The organism is Micromonospora lutea (assembly GCF_016863535.1).
GTDB classification, from domain to species: domain Bacteria; phylum Actinomycetota; class Actinomycetes; order Mycobacteriales; family Micromonosporaceae; genus Micromonospora; species Micromonospora lutea.
Genome location: NZ_BOPB01000002.1, coordinates 461,903 through 481,504, shown reverse-complemented (window position 1 = coordinate 481,504; position 19,602 = coordinate 461,903). Strand labels below are relative to the sequence as shown.

18 protein-coding genes are annotated in these 19,602 nt (G+C 71.2%); 6 read left to right on the top strand and 12 right to left on the bottom strand.

Features of this window, described 5'->3' with window-relative positions:
* Positions 1–3: 3 nt before the first annotated feature.
* On the bottom strand, positions 4–1,188 hold the full coding sequence (ftsY, locus tag Vlu01_RS03630; RefSeq protein WP_203993312.1) for a signal recognition particle-docking protein FtsY: 1,185 nt from the start codon (positions 1,186–1,188) through the stop codon (positions 4–6).
* Between the two features lie 187 nt (positions 1,189–1,375).
* On the opposite strand from ftsY, the gene Vlu01_RS03625 reads away from it, so the two are divergent.
* Positions 1,376–3,094, top strand: coding sequence for an alkaline phosphatase D family protein (locus tag Vlu01_RS03625; RefSeq protein WP_203993631.1), 1,719 nt, complete (start codon positions 1,376–1,378; stop codon positions 3,092–3,094).
* Between the two features lie 61 nt (positions 3,095–3,155).
* A complete protein-coding gene (locus Vlu01_RS03620) occupies positions 3,156–3,677 on the top strand; it encodes a DinB family protein (protein WP_203993309.1) in 522 nt (173 codons plus the stop codon).
* 41 nt (positions 3,678–3,718) lie between these two features.
* On the opposite strand, the gene Vlu01_RS03615 is transcribed toward Vlu01_RS03620, so the two are convergent.
* The 3 genes from Vlu01_RS03615 to Vlu01_RS03605 form a co-directional block, all read right to left on the bottom strand.
* Entirely contained in the window at positions 3,719–4,339 is a 621-nt protein-coding gene (locus tag Vlu01_RS03615) for an HAD family hydrolase (protein WP_203993306.1), read from the bottom strand.
* Entirely contained in the window at positions 4,339–7,953 is a 3,615-nt protein-coding gene (gene smc, locus Vlu01_RS03610; RefSeq protein ID WP_203993303.1) for a chromosome segregation protein SMC, read from the bottom strand. The genes Vlu01_RS03615 and smc overlap by 1 nt, the downstream gene beginning before the upstream one ends.
* Before the next feature lie 277 nt (positions 7,954–8,230).
* Positions 8,231–8,425, bottom strand: a complete 195-nt coding sequence (locus Vlu01_RS03605; RefSeq protein WP_093401709.1) for a hypothetical protein — start codon at positions 8,423–8,425, stop codon at positions 8,231–8,233.
* A gap of 355 nt (positions 8,426–8,780) precedes the next feature.
* Between Vlu01_RS03605 and Vlu01_RS03600 the strand changes: the two genes are divergently transcribed.
* Together Vlu01_RS03600 and Vlu01_RS03595 are read left to right on the top strand one after the other, a co-directional pair.
* Positions 8,781–10,094, top strand: a complete 1,314-nt coding sequence (locus Vlu01_RS03600) for a CAP domain-containing protein (RefSeq protein WP_203993288.1) — start codon at positions 8,781–8,783, stop codon at positions 10,092–10,094.
* Positions 10,095–10,202: 108 nt separating this feature from the next.
* A complete protein-coding gene (locus Vlu01_RS03595; RefSeq protein ID WP_203993285.1) occupies positions 10,203–11,045 on the top strand; it encodes an endo alpha-1,4 polygalactosaminidase in 843 nt (280 codons plus the stop codon).
* On the opposite strand, the gene mutM is transcribed toward Vlu01_RS03595, so the two are convergent.
* The 8 genes from mutM to rsmD all read right to left on the bottom strand — a co-directional run bounded on the left by mutM (position 11,025) and on the right by rsmD (position 16,369).
* Positions 11,025–11,903 carry a bifunctional DNA-formamidopyrimidine glycosylase/DNA-(apurinic or apyrimidinic site) lyase gene (mutM, locus tag Vlu01_RS03590; RefSeq protein ID WP_203993282.1) on the bottom strand — a complete coding sequence of 293 codons (879 nt, stop codon included), beginning with the start codon at positions 11,901–11,903 and terminating at the stop codon, positions 11,025–11,027. The genes Vlu01_RS03595 and mutM overlap by 21 nt on opposite strands.
* Positions 11,896–12,708 carry a ribonuclease III gene (rnc, locus tag Vlu01_RS03585; protein ID WP_239095662.1) on the bottom strand — a complete coding sequence of 271 codons (813 nt, stop codon included), beginning with the start codon at positions 12,706–12,708 and terminating at the stop codon, positions 11,896–11,898. Before rnc ends, mutM begins: the two co-directional genes overlap by 8 nt.
* Positions 12,705–13,655 carry a phosphate acyltransferase PlsX gene (locus Vlu01_RS03580; RefSeq protein ID WP_239095676.1) on the bottom strand — a complete coding sequence of 317 codons (951 nt, stop codon included), beginning with the start codon at positions 13,653–13,655 and terminating at the stop codon, positions 12,705–12,707. The genes rnc and Vlu01_RS03580 overlap by 4 nt, the downstream gene beginning before the upstream one ends.
* Positions 13,656–13,784: 129 nt before the next feature.
* Positions 13,785–13,958 carry a 50S ribosomal protein L32 gene (gene rpmF / locus Vlu01_RS03575; RefSeq protein ID WP_091435485.1) on the bottom strand — a complete coding sequence of 58 codons (174 nt, stop codon included), beginning with the start codon at positions 13,956–13,958 and terminating at the stop codon, positions 13,785–13,787.
* Between the two features lie 5 nt (positions 13,959–13,963).
* On the bottom strand, positions 13,964–14,527 hold the full coding sequence (locus tag Vlu01_RS03570) for a YceD family protein (protein ID WP_203993263.1): 564 nt from the start codon (positions 14,525–14,527) through the stop codon (positions 13,964–13,966).
* Between the two features lie 171 nt (positions 14,528–14,698).
* Positions 14,699–15,196, bottom strand: a complete 498-nt coding sequence (locus Vlu01_RS03565; RefSeq protein WP_203993260.1) for an SPFH domain-containing protein — start codon at positions 15,194–15,196, stop codon at positions 14,699–14,701.
* Positions 15,197–15,323: 127 nt separating this feature from the next.
* A complete protein-coding gene (gene coaD, locus Vlu01_RS03560; RefSeq protein WP_203993256.1) occupies positions 15,324–15,809 on the bottom strand; it encodes a pantetheine-phosphate adenylyltransferase in 486 nt (161 codons plus the stop codon).
* Positions 15,806–16,369: a 16S rRNA (guanine(966)-N(2))-methyltransferase RsmD gene (gene rsmD / locus Vlu01_RS03555; protein ID WP_203993253.1), complete on the bottom strand. Its 564-nt coding sequence runs from the start codon at positions 16,367–16,369 to the stop codon at positions 15,806–15,808. Before rsmD ends, coaD begins: the two co-directional genes overlap by 4 nt.
* Positions 16,370–16,618: 249 nt before the next feature.
* Between rsmD and Vlu01_RS03550 the strand changes: the two genes are divergently transcribed.
* Both Vlu01_RS03550 and Vlu01_RS03545 read left to right on the top strand, forming a co-directional pair.
* Positions 16,619–17,629, top strand: coding sequence for an LPXTG cell wall anchor domain-containing protein (locus Vlu01_RS03550; RefSeq protein WP_203993238.1), 1,011 nt, complete (start codon positions 16,619–16,621; stop codon positions 17,627–17,629).
* Positions 17,630–18,017: 388 nt separating this feature from the next.
* The gene (locus Vlu01_RS03545; RefSeq protein WP_203993222.1) at positions 18,018–19,520 is read left to right on the top strand and encodes a cell wall anchor protein; all 1,503 of its coding nucleotides are present in this window, start codon (positions 18,018–18,020) and stop codon (positions 19,518–19,520) included.
* Positions 19,521–19,602 lie beyond the last annotated feature (82 nt).

The window sequence follows — 19,602 nt, the reverse complement described above, 5'->3', positions numbered from 1 at the left end:
AGGTTACGCGGTCTGACCGGTGGGCTCGGTGCCCAGCAACGCGTCGACGAACTGCGCCGGGTCGAACGGCGCCAGGTCGTCCGCGCCCTCGCCGAGGCCGACCAGCTTCACCGGGATGCCGAGCTTGCGCTGCACGGCGATGACGATGCCGCCCTTGGCGGTGCCATCGAGCTTGGTGAGCACCACGCCGGTGACGTTGACCACCTCGGTGAAGACCCGGGCCTGCTCCAGCCCGTTCTGACCGGTTGTCGCGTCGAGCACCAGCAGTGTCTCGTCGATCGGGCCGTGCTTCTCCACCACCCGCTTGACCTTGCCCAGCTCGTCCATCAGGCCGATCTTGTTCTGCAGGCGGCCGGCGGTGTCGATGAGGACGGTGTCCACGCCGGTCTCGATGCCCCGCTTGACCGCGTCGAAGGCGACGCTGGCCGGGTCGGCGCCCTCGGGACCACGGACCGTCTCGGCACCGACGCGCCCGGCCCAGGTCTGCAACTGGTCGGCGGCGGCGGCCCGGAAGGTGTCGGCGGCGCCGAGCAGCACGCTCCGGCCGTCGGCGATGAGCACCCGAGCGATCTTGCCGCAGGTGGTGGTCTTGCCCGCGCCGTTGACTCCGACCACGAGCAGCACCGCCGGTGCGCCCTCCTTCGGGGCGGTGTGCAGCGACCGGTCCAACCCCGGGTCGAGCGCGTTGACCAGCTCGGCCGCGAGCAGGGCGCGCAGTTCGGCCACCGAACGGGTGCCCAGCACCCGGGTCCGCTCCTGCAGCCGGTCGACGATGTCCCGGGTGGCGTCGACGCCCACGTCAGCGGTGATCAGGCTGTCCTCGATCTCCTCCCAGACGTCCTCGTCGAGCCGGTCGCGGCTGAGCAGGCCGAGCAGGCCCTTGCCGAAGACGTTCTGCGACCGCGACAGCCGGGACCGCAGCCGCACCAGCCGTCCGGCGGTCGGCTCGGGTACCTCGACGGTCGGCGGTGCCTCGATGACCGGCGGTTCGACCAGGACGCCGGTGGACAGATCCGACTCCGGCGCCTGCACCGGCGGACCGGCGAGGTCTTCCTCCGCCCGGGTGTCGACCTCCGTACGCGGCAGCGGCGGCTGCGGCCGTCGGCGCAGCCGCGGCACGACCAACCCGAGGCCGCCGAGGATCAGCAGACCGAGCAGGGCGAGAGCGATCAGGAGGTATTCCGTCATGCCGGAATCCTGTCAGATGCCGACGACCGCGTCTCAGCCACCGGTCCCGCCGGCCCCGGCGGTTTCCCGGGCACCCGCCGCTGCGGCAACGGTCCAGGCAGCGGCGGTAGTCTCGGCCACAGTTGGCAGTGGTGCACCAGCGGCCGGGTAGTAAAGGATGAAGTTCTCTCGTCTGGAGGTCCCCGTTATGCCCGCCGAACTGCTCATCGGCCCCCTGCTACGCCGGGTCGTCGGCACGCGGGCCACCGTGTGGGTGGAGACCACGGCACCGGCGGTGGTAACCGTCCGCGCGGGCGACGGCACCACCGGCACCGCACCCACCTTCAGCGCGTACGACCACCACTACGCGCTGGTGGTGGTCGACGGGCTCACCCCGGACAGCACCACCCGGTACGAAGTCCTGATCGACGACGAGATCGTCTGGCCCCTGCCGGAGAGTCGCTTCCCGCCCAGTGTCATCCGTACCCGGGCCGCCGACGATCGGGACCAGCCGGTCCGCCTGCTCTTCGGTTCCTGTCGGGAGACCACCCAGCACGCGACCACCCGTAAGCTGCCGCCGGACGCGCTCGACGCGTACGCCCGACGGGTGATGGCCGACCCCGACCCGGCGGCCCTGCCCGACCTGCTGGTGCTGCTCGGCGACCAGGTCTACGCCGATGAGACCTCGCCCACCGTGAAGCGGCTGCTGCGCCGTCGGCGGCGGCGTCCGGCGAACGCCCCGAGCGACCAGGTGGTCAGCTTCGACGAGTACACCAAGCTCTATCTGGAATCGTGGAGCGACCCGGAGATCCGCTGGCTCCTCTCCACCGTGCCGAGCGTGATGATCTTCGACGATCACGAGATCATCGACGACTGGAACACCTCGGCCTCCTGGCGCGCCGAGATGCGCGAACAGCCGTGGTGGGCCGAGCGGATCGCCAGCGGCCTGGCTTCCTACTGGGTCTACCAGCACCTGGGCAACCTCTCCCCGGACGAGATCGCGACCGACCCGGTCTTCGCCAAGGTCAGCGCGGCGGAGGACGCCACCGAGGTGCTGCGGGAGTTCGGTGCGCGGGTCGACACTGAGGCCGACCTGGCCCACGACACCGAGCGCTGGCGTGCGGTGCAGTACCAGTGGAGCTACGCGCTCGACCTGGGGCGCACCCGGCTGGTGATGCTCGACAACCGGTGCAGCCGGGTGCTGCTACCCGGTCGGCGGGCGATGCTGCCGCCCGGCGAGTGGGCGTGGTTCGTCGACCGCGCTCATGGCGGCTACGACCACCTGGTCGTCGGCTCCTCGCTGCCCTGGCTCCTGCCGCCGGGCATCCACCACGTCGAGGCGTGGAACGAGAAACTGGCCGACTCGCCCCGACCGTGGGTCGCCAGACTGGGCGAACACCTGCGTCGAGGTCTGGACCTGGAGCACTGGGCCGCGTTCCGCCGCTCGTTCGACGCGCTGGCGGAGCTGTTCGCCCGCATCGGCGCGGGCGCGCCGGGCACGCCCGACGACCGGAAGGGCGCCGGGCCGGCGTACCCGCCACCGGCCTCGATCAGTGTGCTCTCCGGCGACGTGCACCACTCGTACGTGGCGCGGGTCCGGTTCGCCGACGCCGGGGTGCACACTCCGGTGCACCAGCTCACCTGCTCGCCGATCCACAACCAGGTGCCGGCCGGGCTGCGCCCGTTGATGCGGCTCGGGTGGGCGCGTGGCCCGGCCGGGGCGGCCCGTGCCCTGGCCCGCACCGCCGGGGTACGCCGCCCCCTGGTGAAGTGGCGCAAGCTGGCCGGGCCCTACTTCGGCAACGCCGTGGCGACGCTCACCCACGCCGGCCGTGGGGCCGAGGTGATCATCGAGGGCACCACCGAAGACGGTCACCTGCACGAGGTCGCACGGCAACGGCTCGCGCACGGCACGTCGACGACGTAGTCGAGCCGACCGGTCCGGAATCCCGTCGCCGACTGTCGGACGTACCGGCCAGAATCCTCGAATGACGTGGACAGCACCGCAGATCGACCGAACCCCCGAGCCCTATGTCGGCGACGAACGCACCATGTTGGAAGGCTGGCTCGACTACCACCGGCAGACCCTCCTGCTGAAGTGCGCCGGACTCACCACCGAGCAGCTGCGCACCGCCAGCGTCGAGCCGTCCGGCCTCACCCTGCTCGGGCTGGTCCGGCATCTGGCGGAGGTGGAGGCCTGGTGGTTCCGGGAGAACTTCCTCGGTGAGCAGGTCGACTACCCCTACTACACGACGGAAAATCCGGACGCCGACCTCGACGTCAGCACCGCCGACGCCGAGGCGGACTTCGCCACCTACCACCGGGAGGTTGCGCTGGCCCGCGCCGCCGTCGTCGGCCGGTCGCTCGACGAGACGTTCACCGAGGTCGGTCCGAAGCGGCGGACCTTCAACCTGCGGTGGGTCTACGTCCACATGATCGAGGAGTACGCCCGGCACAACGGGCACGCCGACCTGATCCGCGAGCGCATCGACGGCGTCGTCGGCGAGTGACGCAGCGCACGGCCGGTCGGCAACGGTTCGCCGGCCGTGCCTCAACCGGCCAGTGCGGCCCGCAGGTAACGCAGGTCAGCCGGCCCGTTCCAGCGGTACGCCGACAGCCCGGCCGCCCGCGCGCCGCTGATCGCCCGGTCCTCGTCGTCGACGAAGAGCACCCGGGCCGGCGAGGTCTCCAGCGCCGCGCAGGCGGCCTGGAAGTACTCGGGCGCCGGCTTGTGCACCCCGATGACCGAGGAGTTCACCACCACATCCAACTCGTCGGTCAGGCCGAGCGCGGCCAGGTCGGCGTCGAGCAGGTCGGTCGCGTTGGTGCCGAGCCCGACCCGGACGCCGGCGGCCCTCACCTCGCGGACGAACGCCAGCACCTCCGGGTCAACCTCACCGCGATAGCGCTGCCACTGCTCCACCGCCGCGCGGGCCCGCTCGACGTCCCCCACTGACGGGGTGAGCGCTTCGGCCACGCTGGTCATCCAGTCGGCGTGACTGACCTGACCGGTGAGCACCGGTTGCAGCCGCCCCCACTGCATGGCGATCTCGCCGAGCACACCGGTGGAGAGGCCGTACTCCCGCTCGACGCTGGCGGCAACCGCCGGATCCCAGCGCCGCAGCACCCCGTCGAAGTCCACCAGGAGCGCCGTCGCGCGTTCCCGAGCCACTACCCGTTCTCCTCGCCGCGGCCCTGCCGCTCGTCGTCCCCATCGGCCCGGTTGAGCCGTTGACTGATCACCTGGGTCACCCCGCCGCGCATCGTCACACCGTAGAGCGCGTCGGCGATCTCCATGGTTCGCTTCTGGTGCGTGATGACGATGAGCTGGCTCTTCTCCCGTAGCTGAGCCAGCAGGGTGATCAGTCGGCCCAGGTTCACGTCGTCGAGGGCCGCCTCCACCTCGTCCATGATGTAGAACGGGCTGGGCCGGGCGCGGAAGATGGCCACCAGCATCGCCACCGCGGTCAGGGAACGTTCGCCGCCGGAGAGCAGCGACAGCCGCTTGATCTTCTTTCCCGGCGGGCGGGCCTCGACCTCGACGCCGGTGGTCAGCAGATCCTCCGGGTCGGTGAGGACCAACCGGCCCTCGCCACCGGGGAACAGCACGGTGAAGACCTGCTCGAACTCCCGGGCGGTGTCGGCGAAGGCGCTGGCGAAGACCTCCAGGATCCGGTCGTCGACATCCTTGACCACGGTGAGCAGGTCACGTCGGGTCGCCTTGAGATCCTCCAACTGCTCGGAGAGGAACTTGTACCGCTCCTCCAGCGCCGCGAACTCTTCCAGCGCGAGCGGGTTGACCTTCCCGAGGAGGGCCAGTTCCCGTTCCGCCTTGGCGGCCCGCTTCTCCTGTACCGGGCGTTCGTAGCGGACCGGCTCGGGCACCGCGAGGCCGTCCCGCTCGGCGGCGGCCACCTCGGCCTCGGTGGGGGGCACCAACTGCGTCGGGCCGTACTCGGCGATCAGGGTCTCGACCGTCAGGCCAAAGTCCTCGGCGGCCTTGGCCTCCAACTGCTCGATGCGCAGCCGCTGCTCGGCACGGGCCACCTCGTCGCGGTGCACCTGGCTGGTGAGCCGTTCCAGTTCCGCACCGAACCGTTTCGCGGCGGCCCGCACCTCCTGCAGCTCCGCCTCGCGGGTGGCCCGTTCGCGTGCCACCGCGTCGCGGTGCTCCTCCGCCCGGGCGATGCTCTCGGTCAGCTGGGTCAACGCCGCCCGGGCACCACCGGCCACCGCGCGGGCGATGGCGGCGCCCCGGGTCCGCGCCGCGCGGCGGGCCGCCGCCCGCTCCCGGGCCGCCCGCTCGGCACCGGCCTGGCGACGCAGTGAGTCGGCCCGTCCGGCGATGGAGGCGACCCGCTCCTCGGCGGTACGCACCGCGAGCCGGACCTCCATCTCGTTCTGCCGGGCCTGCGGCACCATGGCGGCGAGCTGGTCACGTTCTTCGGTGGAGGGTTCCGCGTCGATCGGGGTGGCCTCCGCCAGCCGCAGCCGCTCCTCCAGCTCGGCCAGGGTGGTCAGATCCTGTTCCCGGGCCGCCTCGGCACGCGAGCGGGACTCGCCGAGCCGGTCGGTTTCCGCCTTCGCCGACCGCGCGGCGGCCCCCAGTTCGGCCAGCCGCCGCGCCGCGGCGTTGCGGTGGCTCTCCGCCTCCCGCTTCGCTGCTGCGGCGTGTTGCACCGCCTCCTTGGCGGTGGCCACCTCGGCGCGTGCCTCGACCAACTGTTCCCGCAGTTCGACGCTGGTCCGCTCGGCCGCCAGCCGGCTCGCCCGGGCTTCCTCTACGGCCGCCTGCACCTCGATGTAACTGGGCGCCTTGGCGGATCCGCCGGCCGCCGCGTACGCGCCGACCACGTCACCCTCCCGGGTGACCGCACGCAGTTCGGGGTTGCCGGTGACCACCTCGGCGGCGGTGGACAGGTCGTCCACCAGAACCACGTCACGCAGGGCCCGGTGCACCGCAGGCCGGATCTGGGCGTCGCAGTCGACCAGGTCGGGTGCCCATAGGGCGCCGTCGGGCAGTTTCGGACGCAACGCGTCGGGCGTGCCGGACATGCCCGGCCCGGCCGGTGAACCGACGAGCAGCCCGGCCCGCCCGGCGTCGGAGATCTTCAGCAGACGCATCGCCTCGACGGCCTCGTCCACCCCGGTCACCGCGACCGCGTCGGCCAGCCCACCGAGCGCCGCGGCGAGCGCCGCCTCGTGACCCGGAGCCACCGTGAGCAGGCCGGCGAGGCCACCCAACAGGCCGGGCACCTGGTCGGCGCGGGCCAGCAGGGCCCCGGCGCCGTCCTTGCGCCGCAGGCCGAGAGCGAGCGCCTCCTCGCGGGCCTTCCAGGTCGCGGCGTCCTTCTCCGCCGCCCGTTCCGCGTCGGACAGGGACCGGACCGTCGCCTGGGCCTGTTCCTGGACGGCGACCGCCTCGGCGTGCCGGGCATCCAGGTCGGCGTTGTCGCGGTCGGCCTCGGTGGACTGTTCGGCGACCGCGTCCAGCTCCGCCTGGGCCCGCTCGGCACGCGCCAACGCGTCGGTGTGCGCGGCGGCGAGCCGCTCGATCTCCTCACCGGCGCTGGTGGTCCGCGCCCGAGCGGAGTTGACCTGCCCGGTCAGCCGGGCCAGGCCCTCACGCCGATCGGCGATCGCCTTCGCTGCGGCGACGAGTTCCCGCTCGGCGGCGGCGAGCTGCCGCTCCAGTTCCTGCCGGTGCTCGACCGCCTCGGCGAGTCGGACCTGGTCGTCGGTGAGCGCCGCGCGCAGTTCGTCCTCCTGCTCGCGTACCCGTTCGGCCTCGGCCTCCAGTTGCTCCGGATCCCGGCCCGGGCGCTCGTCGTCCGGCGTGGCGCTGAGGTGCCGCAACCGCTCGACCGCGAGCTGTTCGATGGAGCGGAACCGCTCCTGCAACGCGGAGAGCTTGTACCAGGTGTCCTGTGCGGCGGCCAGCAGCGGGGCGTCGGAGGCCAGCGCCTCCTCCAACTCGCCGAGGCGGGACTGCACCTCGGCGTGCTCGGCCTCGACCTGTTCGCGTCGCTGCCGCAGGGCGGTCTCGTCCGCGATCTCCTTGTCCAGCGTGGTCCGCAGGGTGGCGAGGTCGTCGGCGAGCAACCGCAGCCGGGCGTCGCGCAGGTTGGCCTGGATCACGGCGGCCCGGCGCGCCACCTCGGCCTGCCGACCGAGCGGTTTGAGCTGTCGACGCAGCTCCGCCGTGAGGTCGGTGAGCCGGTTCAGGTTGGTCTGCATCGCGTCGAGCTTGCGCAGCGCCTTTTCCTTGCGCTTGCGGTGCTTGAGGACGCCGGCCGCCTCCTCGATGAACGCCCGCCGGTCCTCCGGCTTGGCGTGCAGCATCCCGTCGAGCCGGCCCTGCCCGACGATGATGTGCATCTCCCGGCCGATGCCGGAGTCCGACAGCAGTTCCTGAATGTCGAGCAGACGGCACGAGTCACCGTTGATCTCGTATTCGCTCTCGCCGGAGCGGAACATCCGGCGGGTGATGGAGACTTCCGTGTACTCGATCGGTAGGGCACCGTCGGTGTTGTCGATGGTGAGGGTCACCTCGGCGCGGCCCAGCGGAGCCCGGCCGGCGGTGCCGGCGAAGATGACGTCCTCCATCTTGCCGCCACGCAGCGCCTTCGCGCCCTGCTCGCCGAGCACCCACGCGATGGCGTCGACGACGTTGGACTTGCCGGAGCCGTTCGGACCCACCACACAGGTGATCCCCGGCTCCAGCTTGAGCGTCGTCGCGGAGGCGAAGGACTTGAAGCCCTTCACCGTCAGACTCTTGAGATGCACCTTCTCGATCCTCGTCCGGTGGCCGCCGTACCGTCGCCCGGCTGCGCGGACCCTGGTAAACCCGCAGACTAACCCGGGACCGGGTGGAGCACGCGACGCGACCCGCCTGCCGGTCGTCGACACCGTCCGGGCCGTGCCCCCGCCCCGAACGGCCGATACCGCTCGGGTACGCACAGAGCTGCGCGCCGGCACATCGTGTCGGCGCGCTCAGTGCGATGGTGCTGTTCAGTTGTAGCGACCAGTTGGGTGCAGTCGCTCTTGTCGGCGACCAGGTGGGTCAGGTCAGCGCGGGCTCGGCCAGACGGAGCAGATCGTCCGCCTCTGCCGCAGCCGCCGCGAGCCGATCGTTCTCAGCTCGCAGCCGGGTGACCTCGAACTCAAGTGACTGAACCCTGGCACGCAGTCGGGTGACCTCGTCGAGCAGGCGCCGGTCGGGCGCCGCACCTACGTGGCCGTAGAGGGCCTTCGCCATTTTTACTCCTTGATGTGCGCTGCCGGAGAGGCCGGCCAACGCGCGCCCATGTGAACGCGACTACCATTCCCACGATTCCTGGGCATGGCCGGGCGCGACTGGCGACATCACCATATTGAGCCGACAGCCCCTGATTCGTCAAGTTCACGCAGGCCGTAGATCATCTCGGCGTCGGCCTCACCCGTCCCGGGAGGCTGCCACGAGGCGCGGACACGCTCTGTCCGGACGTCTCGACTCTACGCTCCGAAATCACCGAACACCTCACCCGGACGTACAAGCCCCTCTTAACTCTTCCTTAGCCAGATTGCTGCTGCTCAGACACACACGTAGCGTCACCCCGGCTATCAACTGACGCGTGGAGGCGACAGGCGTGCACGGCTGGAATGATCCGATCGACCCCGAACACGCCCCCCGGCGACCGGAACCGCCGACGGAGGATCCGGCCTGGTTGACCGACCGGCCGGCGCCACGGTCGTCCTATCTGTTCGGCGACGATCCGGAGGAGCCGTCCGTCGGGTGGTACCGCGACCAGCCGACCGAGCAGTGGCGATCCGACGCTCCGCGTTATCACCAGCCGACTGAGCAGTCGTACCCGACAGCAGGACAGGACTGGTACAGCACCTCCGCGTCGTCCTGGCCGGAGACCGGACGTCACCACCGCGACGAGGACGCCACCGACCTGCATACCGCTGGTTGGCCCACGCACCACGCGTCACCGCAGGGTGACCCGTACAGCTACGATGATCGGCCCAACCGGTACGCCGATCAGTCCGCCGGCTACCGCGACCGGACCGATGCGTACGCCGAACCGGTCGTCCGTTCTCCCTACGGGTCGGCACAGACCGAGTTGGCCGGCGCCGACGAGCCGGGGCTCGATCCGGCTGGCCGGGCCCGTCGGTCCCGTCGGCGGTCGCGTCCCCTGGTGATGGGTGGCGCCGCCGCGGCGGCCACCCTCGTGGTGAGCATCGGAGTCGCGGCGCTCGCGTTGCCCGGCGACGACACCCCCGCCGACACCACGGCCGGCGAGGCACCGATCGCCAGCGCGCCGGCCGCCCCGGAGGAGGACCAGGCGCTGTCGCTGGACCTGCCCGAGAGCCTGAGTCCGAGCCCCAGCGCCAGCGCCAGCGCCTCCCCCAGTGCCGCCACCGCGTCGCCGTCCCCGAGCCGGGCCGCCCGAACCAAGCCCGCACCCTCGCGCAGCACGGCGCCTTCCCGGCTCAATGCCGACCGCCAGGGCAGCCCGAGCCGCGGTGCCTCGGCCAGCCCGTCCTCCTCCGGCGGCGGCGTCGCCTCCGAAGCGGCCGAGGTGGTCGCGCTGGCCAACGCCGAGCGGGCGAAGGCCGGCTGCGGTGCGCTGAGCATCGACGACAAGCTGATGACTGCAGCCCAGCGGCACAGCCAGGACCAGGCCGACCACCAGAACATGTCGCACACCGGCAGCGACGGCAGCGATCCCGGTGACCGGATCGACCGGGTCAACTACTCCTGGCGCACCTACGGCGAGAACGTCGCCTGGAACCAGCGCACGCCGGCGGCCGTCATGGACGCCTGGATGAACAGCCCCGGGCACCGGCAGAACATCCTCAACTGTGCCTTCACCGAGATCGGCGTCGGCGTGGCGAGCAGCAACGGACCGTACTGGACGCAGGTCTTCGCCGCACCGCGCTGAGTGCGAGTCCTTGTCGGGTCCGTGCTCGTTTGACCGGGTGGGGTACGTCGAGACCCGGCGTACCGGCTCGGGCGGCCCGATGCCGCCCCGCGACCTGCGGAGCTGGCGATGCGGAGCGGCCTGGGCGGGCGACCGGCGCGGTGGATGCACCGCCGGGCGCTGCCTGCCGGCCTGACGTTCACGCTGCTGGTCACGGTGGCGGCCTGCCGGCCGGAGCTGACGCCGCCCGGAGCACCGATTAGTTGGCCCACCGCCTCGGCGCGACACTGGCAGTGGCAGTGGCAGCTGGACGGGGTGCTCGATCCGGAGGTCGAGGCGGAGGTGTTCGTCCTCGACCCGGTCGACACCACCGCCGCAGAGACCGCGGAGCTACGCTCCCGGAGCCGCCGGCTGGTCTGCCAGGTGCACATCGGCTCGGTGCAGCCGACGGATCCCGACGCCAGCCGCTATCCAGCGCAGGTACGCGGTGCCCCAGCGGCCCGCACCGGCCGCGTCTGGTTGGACGTACGCCAATGGGAGGTCCTGCGCCCGGTGCTCGCCGACCGGTTCCGGCTCTGCCGTGGGAAGGGGTTCGGCGCGGTGCTCTTCGCCGACGCCGACGGCTACGACAAGCGTTCCGGCTTTCCGCTGGACTTCGACCACCAGTTGACGTTCAACCGTCGGGTCGCCGAGCTGGCCCGCTCGCTCGATCTCTCCCCCGGCCTGCTGGGCGATCTGGCGCAGGTCGCCGCGCTGGCACCGGACTTCGACTTCGCCGTCAACGAGGAGTGCGTACGGCTGGGCCAGTGCGACAAGTTGCTGCCCTTCACCGACGCCGGCAAGCCGGTGTTCCACGTCGAGTACTCCGGTGCCACCACCGACTTCTGCGTGACCAGCGTCGGCTACGGCTTCGCCTCCATCCGCAAGAACCGCACCCTGGACGCCTGGCGCCTACCCTGCTCTTCTCCTTGATGTCGGGCGGGGCACGCTTCGGGGGCGGGGCTGGCACCGGGGGCAGCTGTACGACGAGCGGTTCATGAACGCCTCACGGCGGATCGGCGCGCCGCAGCGACGGCAGGGCTGCCCCTCCCGTCCGTACGCGTTCAACGACCGGTCGAAGTAGCCGCTCTCGCCGTTGACGTTGACGTAGAGGGCGTCGAAGCTGGTGCCGCCCGCGATGATCGCCTCGCCGAGGACGTCCCGCACGTGCGCGAGCAGTCGCTGGGCGGCCGGGCCGGTCAGCGCGTCGGTGGACCGGGTGCCGTGCAACCCTGCCCGCCACAGCGCCTCGTCGGCGTAGATGTTTCCCACGCCGGAGATCAGGCTCTGGTCGAGCAGCGCCCGCTTGACCTCGGTACGCCGGCGGCGCAGCGCGGCCACGAACTCCGCGTCGGAGAACTCCGGATCCAGCGGGTCACGGGCGATGTGGGCGATCTCCGCCGGCAGGGTGCCCCCACCCTCGCTGACCGACAGCCCACCGAACGTGCGCTGATCGACGAAGCGCAGCTCAGGACCGCCGTCGTCGAAACGGAACCGGACCCGCAGGTGTGTCTCGTCGGGCGCGTCCGCCGGTTGCAACAGCAGTTGCCCGGACATCCCGAGATGCCCGACGACGGCATCACCGCTGTCCAGCGGGAGCCAGAGGTACTTGCCGCGCCGCCGCACGTCGAGCACCTTCCGACCGGCCAGCACGTCCGCGAAGTGGGCCCCACCGGGTACGTGCCGACGGACCGCCCGGGGGTGGCGCACCTCCACCGACAGGATCCGGCGGCCGGTGACCCAGCGGGACAGCCCCTGCCGGACGGTTTCCACCTCCGGCAGCTCAGGCATGGTGTGCCTGGGCTTCGACCTCGCCCACCAGGTTCCGCTCGTCGCCGACCAGCGCGTCCGACTGCTCCTCCGCCGAGCCGTCGACGGTCGACTCGGCCTGCTCGGTGAGGGTCCGCCACGCCGACTCCGCCGCCCGCTGCTCGGCCTCCTTCTTGCTCCGCCCGTCGGCGCCGCCGTAGCGGTTGCCGGCGACCACCACCCACGCGGTGAACGTCTTCAGGTGGTCCGGCCCGGTCCCCTCGATCCGGTATTCCGGAACGCCGAGGCCGAGCGCGGCGGTCAGTTCCTGGAGGCTGGTCTTCCAGTCCAGTGCGGCGCCCCGGCCGGCGGACTCGGCCATCAGCGGGTCGAACAGTCGGTGGATGACGATGGCGGCGGTGTCCAGCCCGTACTGGAGGTAGATCGCGCCGAGCAGCGCTTCCAGGGTGTCCGCGAGGATGCTGGCCTTGTCCCGACCGCCGGTGGTCTCCTCGCCCTTGCCGAGCAGCAGGTAGGGGCCGAGCCCGTCGGGGCCCAGGCCGCGTGCCACGTCGGCGAGCGCACGCATGTTGACCACGCTGGCCCGTAGCTTCGCGAGCTGGCCTTCCGGCAGGTCGGGATGGTTCTGGAAGAGCGCGGTCGTGATCACCACGCCCAGCACCGAGTCACCGAGAAACTCCAGTCGCTCGTTGGTGGGCAGACCGCCGTTCTCGTACGCGTACGAGCGGTGGGTGAGCGCGCGTTCCAGCAGTTCCGGATCCAGTGATATGCCGAAGGCGGCCTCCAAGTGGCCGATTGCGGGCCGCCGGCGCTTGTCGTTGCTCATGTGCGTACCTCGGTGTCGGTCGTGCGATCGGTGCGGTCCCCGGCGAGCAGCGCGGCCACCCGCGCGGTGGCGTCGCGCCGCCAGAGGTGAGCGGCCAGGGCGATGCCGGAGGCGATGTCCTCGGCGCGGGCTGCGCCGTGGCAGACGACGACGGTGCCGGCCACTCCGAGCAGCGCCGCCGCCCGGGGCGCGCCACCACCGGGCGGGGTTCCACCGGCCATGGCGTACGCGCCTTCGACGGCTTTGAGCAGCACGTTACCGGTGAACCCGTCGGTGACCACCACATCGGCGCGCGTGCCGAGACAGACGTCGTACCCCTCGACGAGCCCGACGTAGCGAGCGTCGCCGGGCAGCGTCGCCGCGCTGAGTATGGGGTCGGTGAGTCGACGGGTCCGGTCGCCCTTGCCGGTTTCGGTGCCGACCGAGAGCAACCCCACCCGGGGTGCGGTGACGCCGTGGGCGACCGAGGCGTAGGCGGCACCGAGCGCGGCGTGTCGCGCGAGGGTCGCCGGGGTCGGCTCCAGCGAGCCACCGACGTCGAGCAGGACGACGATGCCGGAGACGCCGGGCAACGCGGCGGCGAGGGCCGGGTGTCGCACGTCGGGCCAGCGTCCGAGCCCGAGGGCGGCGGCGGTGACGGTCGCGCCGGTGGAGCCGGCGGAGACCAGCGCGTCGGCGTACCCGGCCCGGACGGCTGCCGTGGCTGCCCGGACGGTGGTCTCGGCGCGGGCCGCGCTGGGGTCGTCGGCCATGTCGACGACGGCGTGCGTCGGCCGGACCGTGATCCGGTCCCGTTGTGCCGGGTCCAGGGCGTCGATCAACGCGCCGGCGGCCCTGGTCGGCCCGACGAGTAGCAGGTGCAGGTCCGGGTCGTCGCACACCGCCCGCAGAGCGCCGTCCACCACGACGGCGGGAGCGTCGTCCCCGCCGAGGAGGTCAACGGCGATCCGTGCGACGTCCGACTCCGTCTCGACGCCGGCCGGCCTGGGCCGGCCGGCGTCGGCCGGAGTTGCGGGCGACCGCCGGGGTGAGTGCGTCGCCCGACCTGCGGTCGGAGACGTCACGCGCCGTCCGGGTCAGACCTCAAGGACCTGACGGCCGTTGTAGGTGCCGCAGACCGAGCAGGCGGCGTGCGGCAGCTTCGCGGACTTGCACTGCGGGCAGGCGACGGTCGCGACCGCCGCGGCCTTCCAGTTCGCCCGGCGGGACCGGGTGTTGCTGCGCGACATCTTGCGCTTGGGGACGGCCACGGTTCTTACTCCTCTGTACGGGTCAGTTGCGACAGGCCCGCCCAACGCGGGTCGATCTGCTGGTGGCTGTGATCGGCCGGCAGATCGTCCCGGTGCACCCCGCAGTCGGGGCACAGACCTGGGCAGTCCTGGCGGCAGAGCGGGTTGTTCGGCAGCGCGAGCACCACCGCGTCCCGCAACGCCGGTTCCAGGTCGATCAGGTCGCCCTGCATTCGACCTACCTCGTCGGACTCGGTGGTGGCGTCCGTGGTGCTGTTCTCGTACGCGTACAGCTCCTGGATCGTCACCGTCACCGAGTCGTTGATCTCGCGCAGACAGCGACCGCACTCGCCCTGGATCGGACCGCTGACGGTCCCCGAGACGAGCACGCCCTCGGACACCGACTCCATCCGCAGATCGAGGTCGAGGTCCGCGCCCTCCGGCACGCCGATCAACTCCACGCCGAGGTCAGACGGTGCCGGGACCACCCGTTCGACGGTACGCAAAACACCAGGTCGGCGCGGCAGCTCCCTCGTGTCGAGGACCAGCGGCGACCTGGGGTCGAGTGAAGTGGGTGAGTTCTTGGGCATAGTTAGACTCCGGCCGGTGAGAGGCCGACAAACGAGGTTACCCGGACGGACGCCCCAGCGTCGAACCGGGGGTGACCAGCCGTCCCGGCCCGCCGGGAGCATCGGACGATCCCGTCGGCGACGGACAGTCCGGTCGGCAGCGGACGTTCCGTCCCATCGGAACCGGCGGGATCAGAAGGGCAGCGGTCGCTCCGCCTCGTCACCGGCGAAGGTGCCGATCTCCCGCAGCGCGTGCATCTTGTCCCGGCCGCGCTCTATCGAGGCCAACGCCCGGGTCAGGAACTGCTCGAAATTGGCCAGCGCGGTGTCGACGTAGTCGTCGACCTCCTCGCGCAGCCGCTGCGCCTCCGCCCGCGCCTCGGCGATGATCCGGGCGCCCTCGTGCTCGGCGGAAACGGTGATCTCGTTCACCGAGACCAGCCGGGCGTGTTCCGCCTCGCCCTCGCTGATGATGCGGTCCGCCTCCCGCTTGCCGGCCTCCATGATCTTGTCCCGCTCCTCCAGCAGAGCGGCGGCGCGGCGCAGGTCGGCGGGGAGTTCGGCGCGCAGTTCGTCGAGAGCCCCGATCATCTCGCCCCGGTCGACCATGCAGTTGTTGCGCGACATCGGCACAGAGCGCGCCTGCTCCACGATGGCGATCAGTTCGTCGATGCGGTCGAGCGGGTCCACCGGTACCTCACTCCTGTCGTTCGTCGGGCCGACCTACATCATGCGGGCTGCGGCCAGTTTCCCGCTTCACCCAATGATGTCGTCCCGCGCCCCTCCACGCCCCGGCCCGCTCCCCGGGCGTGTCGGCTCAGGCCGGCGGAGGAGCCAGCCGAGCCTTCAGCGCCTCACGGACCACGTCCGGTACGTGCGGCGTGACGTCACCGCCCCACTTGGCCACGTCCTTGACCAAGCTGGACGAGAGGAAGGAGTAGAGCGGATTGGTGGGCATGAACAGCGTCTCGACTCCGGCGAGGCCGATGTTCATCTGGGCCATCTGCAACTCGTAGTCGAAGTCACTGACCGCCCGCAGACCCTTGATGAGCACGGTCGCCCGCTGCGCCCGGCAGAAGTCCACCAGCAGGCCCCGGAAGGACTCCACCCGCACGTTGCCGTAGGAAACGGTCACCTCGCGGAGCATCTCGATGCGCTCCTCGACAGTGAACAGGCCACTCTTCGACTGGTTGACCAGTACGCCGACGATCACCTCGTCGAACAGCCGGCTGGCGCGGCCGACGATGTCGAGGTGACCGTTGGTGACCGGGTCGAACGAGCCGGGACACACCGCACGTCTCATGATCGGCGACCGTACCAAAGGGTGGTCTCGCCGTACCGACGACTGCGCTGGCCAGTGATGCCTTCCACCCACTCGACCGGTCCGCTACGGCTGGATCGCTCCACCACCACCAACGCCTCCGGCGCCAGCCACCCCCGGTCCAGCAGAGCGGCGAGCATCGCCTGGATGCCGTCGTCGGGCAGCGCGTACGGCGGATCGGCGAAGACGACGTCGTACGGGTCGCCCTCCGCCCCGGCGGCCAGCACGGTGGCGACCTTGCCGGTGACCAGTCGGGCCGAGGAGCCGACTCGCAGCGCCGTCAGGTTCTCCCGGATCACCCGGGCGGCACGCGGATCGGACTCGACCAGCAGCGCGTGCGCGGCGCCCCGCGACAGCGCTTCCAGGCCGACCGCGCCCGAGCCCGCGTAGAGGTCGGCGAAACGGGCACCGTCGAGATCGACCTCCGCCTCCACCGCGCTGAACAACGCCTCGCGTACCCGATCGGAGGTGGGCCGGGTGCCGGCACCGGACGGGGCGGTGAGCCGCCGACCACCGAGGCTGCCGGCGACGATGCGGGTCATCGCTCGCTCCTGCTCATGTCCTCGACGCTACGCGACGCCCGCCCGGCCGCCGGGCACCTCACACGTGATCTCTCCGCACCCGGCCGAAGACCTTCCGTAGATGGGAGATCACGAATTTGCAACATCATTCTTATGTTCTGCTGAAGGCTATGGCGCACATGGCCCCATCGCTAATGTCTGCCGGGTGTCGGGGCGGATCGGCCTGTCCGTCACCGACGATGCTTCCGGTTCCCCCACTCAGGAGTACACGTGAACCGTCCGAACTTCCGGCGTATCGCGGCAGCCGCCGCCGGTGCGCTGATCGGCCTCGCGGGCGTCGCCGCCGTCGCCGCCCCGGCCAGTGCTCACCACCCCATCATCAAAGGTGTCGGCTGCAAGCTGAAGGACGGCACCGTGAAGGTCGAATGGACCGTCACGAACAGCGAGCGGCACTGGGTTGCCACGGTGGACGCCGTGCACACGCCGTCCAGGACCCCGATCACCAACATCGTCGTCGGCGCCGCCCTGCCGAAGGCGGGCGAGGGCTCGCTGGTCGGCGAGCAGATCGTGCCGCGCGGCCAGGCTGCCCACCTGACGGTGCGGGCGGTCTGGAAGAAGGACCGGCACACGGTCACCAACACCCAGACCGGCAAGGCCCGGTACATCGGCAAGTGCGCGCAGCCCGAGCCGACGCCCACCCCCACGGACAGCCCGGAGCCGACCGAGAGCCCCGAGCCGACCGAGAGCCCGGAACCGACCGAGAGCCCGGAACCCACGGACAGCCCGGAGCCGACCGAGAGCCCCGAGCCCACCGACAGCCCGGAACCCACGGACAGCCCGGAGCCGACCCCGACGCCGACGGACGAGCCGGTGGTGCCGGAGCCGGGTGAGCCGACCTTCGAGCTCACCGAGACCTGCGACGAGCTGACCTTCCTGATCAACAACCCGGCCGACGGCGTTCCGTTCTCGATCACTCTGACCTCGGAGAAGGGCACGACCAAGACGCTGGAAGCGGTCCCGGGCGAGACCACCTCGGTCACCTTCGACGCGTACCCCGGCCTGGTCGTCACGCCGAGCTTCGAGGACGAGGACGGCACCGTCGAGGGCGAGCCGGTGGCCTGGGAGCAGCCCGAGGGCTGCGCCAGCGGTGGCGGGGGCGGCGGTCTGCCGGTCACCGGCGCCGCCACCGGTGGCATCATCGCCGGCGCCGCCGTGCTGCTGGCCGCTGGAGCGGCGCTGTTCGTGGTGGCCCGCCGACGTCGGGTGCGCTTCACCGCCTGACCCTGCTGACCCGAACCTGATCCGAGGGCGCGTCGACCACCAGGTCGACGCGCCCTCGGGCGTTACCGGCCCGAAACGCCGCCGCCCACCGCCCGGGCTCACTCCCGACCACATCGTCCGTCACGTACCGTCCAAAGCGGACATCGGTGCGAAAAGCTGCCGCGCGGTCACCGCTCGTGTATCGGTGATCTCAAATCAATAACATCATGCTTAAGCCTGGCTGAGGACTGTTCCGTTTCTCACGATCTCGCTAGGGTCTGCCCGGTGCCGGCGTCATCGCCGCCGGTCATCGGCACGGCAGACACCCTTCAGGCGCGGCATCGTGCCGCCAGCGCCGTCCGTCCCGCCCGCGCCGACCCTGACGCTCTTCTTCACCCCGGGAGTACGCGTGATCCGACCCAAGCTGTCGCTGCGGCGACCGCTGGCTGTCCTGGCAGCCGCCCTCATCGGCATGACCGGAGCAGCGGTGGCGGCAACCCCGGCCGCCGCCCACCACACCACCATCACCGCCACCGCTCTCTGTGACCAGCTCAGTGGTGAACGTGTGATCACGTGGAAGGTGGTCAACAGCGAACGTAGGACCGCCGCCACCATCAAGAAGGTGACCGCCGAGCCCTCGACCCCCGTCCAGGTGCTCGTGCCGGGTGCCGAGCCCGTCGACCTTCAGGGTGTGGCGATCCCCCGGGGCGGCTCTGTCGAGGCCGTCCAACGAGTGCCGGGTGCCACCACGAGCGCCAAGCTCATCGTCGAGGGCCGCTGGGACAACAAGCGGGAGAAGACGAACGAGGGCACCATCAACCTCGCCACCGACGCCGCGTGCAACCCGGCACCGAAGTGCGTCGACGCCAGCCAGGCGAAGTACAGCCACACCTTCGACGGCCCGAAGGGCACGGCGACCGTCAAGCTGGAGGGTGACCTGCCGCTGTGCGGCGACGAGAAGCAGTACTTCACCCTGGTGTCGTACTTCGCGCCGCGCCCGCAGTTCGCCACCCCGCAGTACGTCTACGGTGAGCCGGACAGCGACTTCCTCGGCGCCGGCCAGAACGAGATCGAGCTGAACATCGGTGTGCCGGACTGCCACACGCAGGTCGACCTGATCTGGGGCGGCGTCGACGAGATCATCGACCCGCTGGTCGAGGACGGCCCGCGCTACGGCTCCAAGAAGCTGGGCGACAAGGGCGCTCCCGGCAACCGTTCGTCCGGCCCGCAGGGCTGGTACAACGGCGGCAGCAAGAACTGCACCACCCCGGCGTCCACCTTCGCTTCCTCCTGCGACGGCACGGTGACCGTCTCGCTGAGCAACGACGGCAAGATCTCGAAGTACCCGGTCGAGTTCGAGGTCCGGGGCGAGAACGGCTGGTCCAAGAAGGTCACCGTCGAGCCCGGCAAGGCCGACAACGAGACCGTGGTGCCCGCCGAGAACGCTGGCAAGATCGAGGTGTTGGTCGACGGCAAGGTCATCGAGAACGGCACCTACTCCTGGGAGCGTCCCGAGGACTGCCCGCTGCCGACGGTGACCACCGACGCGGACTGCGAGACCTTCGGGCTGACCGCGTCGAACCCGGAGGGTGGCATGCCGGTCAAGGTGGAGTTCACCTACGGCGACAAGACCGAGACCCGTACCGTCGCACCGGGCTCGTCGGAGAAGGTCAGCTTCCCGGCCGGTGACGACGAGGCGGCCCTGGTCGTCCTGCCGGAGCTTGGTCTGGAGCTTGAGGTCGTCTACGCGCCCGAGGGCTGCGGCGGCGGTGGCGGCGGCGAGGAGCCCCCGGGCCTGCCGGTGACCGGTGCCGCGGCCGGTGGCATCGCCGCCGGCGCGATCGCCCTGCTGGCGCTGGGCGCGGTGCTGTTCGTGATGGCGCGGCGGCGGCGGGTCCACTTCACCGCCTGAGCCGAGCTGAGCTGAACGGGTCCGCCCCGGTCACCCCTTTCCACGGGTGACCGGGGCGGTTCGCATCCCGGCTCCGGCGGTC

Coding starts and splice junctions, on each gene's coding strand:
- coaD (WP_203993256.1), bottom strand. CDS start 15,809: ATGAGACGTGCGGTGTGTCCCGGCTCGTTCGACCCGGTCACCAACGGT.
- Vlu01_RS03595 (WP_203993285.1), top strand. CDS start 10,203: ATGCGGAGCGGCCTGGGCGGGCGACCGGCGCGGTGGATGCACCGCCGG.
- mutM (WP_203993282.1), bottom strand. CDS start 11,903: ATGCCTGAGCTGCCGGAGGTGGAAACCGTCCGGCAGGGGCTGTCCCGC.
- ftsY (WP_203993312.1), bottom strand. CDS start 1,188: ATGACGGAATACCTCCTGATCGCTCTCGCCCTGCTCGGTCTGCTGATC.
- rsmD (WP_203993253.1), bottom strand. CDS start 16,369: ATGACCCGCATCGTCGCCGGCAGCCTCGGTGGTCGGCGGCTCACCGCC.
- Vlu01_RS03605 (WP_093401709.1), bottom strand. CDS start 8,425: ATGGCGAAGGCCCTCTACGGCCACGTAGGTGCGGCGCCCGACCGGCGC.
- rnc (WP_239095662.1), bottom strand. CDS start 12,708: ATGAGCAACGACAAGCGCCGGCGGCCCGCAATCGGCCACTTGGAGGCC.
- Vlu01_RS03620 (WP_203993309.1), top strand. CDS start 3,156: ATGACGTGGACAGCACCGCAGATCGACCGAACCCCCGAGCCCTATGTC.
- Vlu01_RS03625 (WP_203993631.1), top strand. CDS start 1,376: ATGCCCGCCGAACTGCTCATCGGCCCCCTGCTACGCCGGGTCGTCGGC.
- Vlu01_RS03570 (WP_203993263.1), bottom strand. CDS start 14,527: ATGCCCAAGAACTCACCCACTTCACTCGACCCCAGGTCGCCGCTGGTC.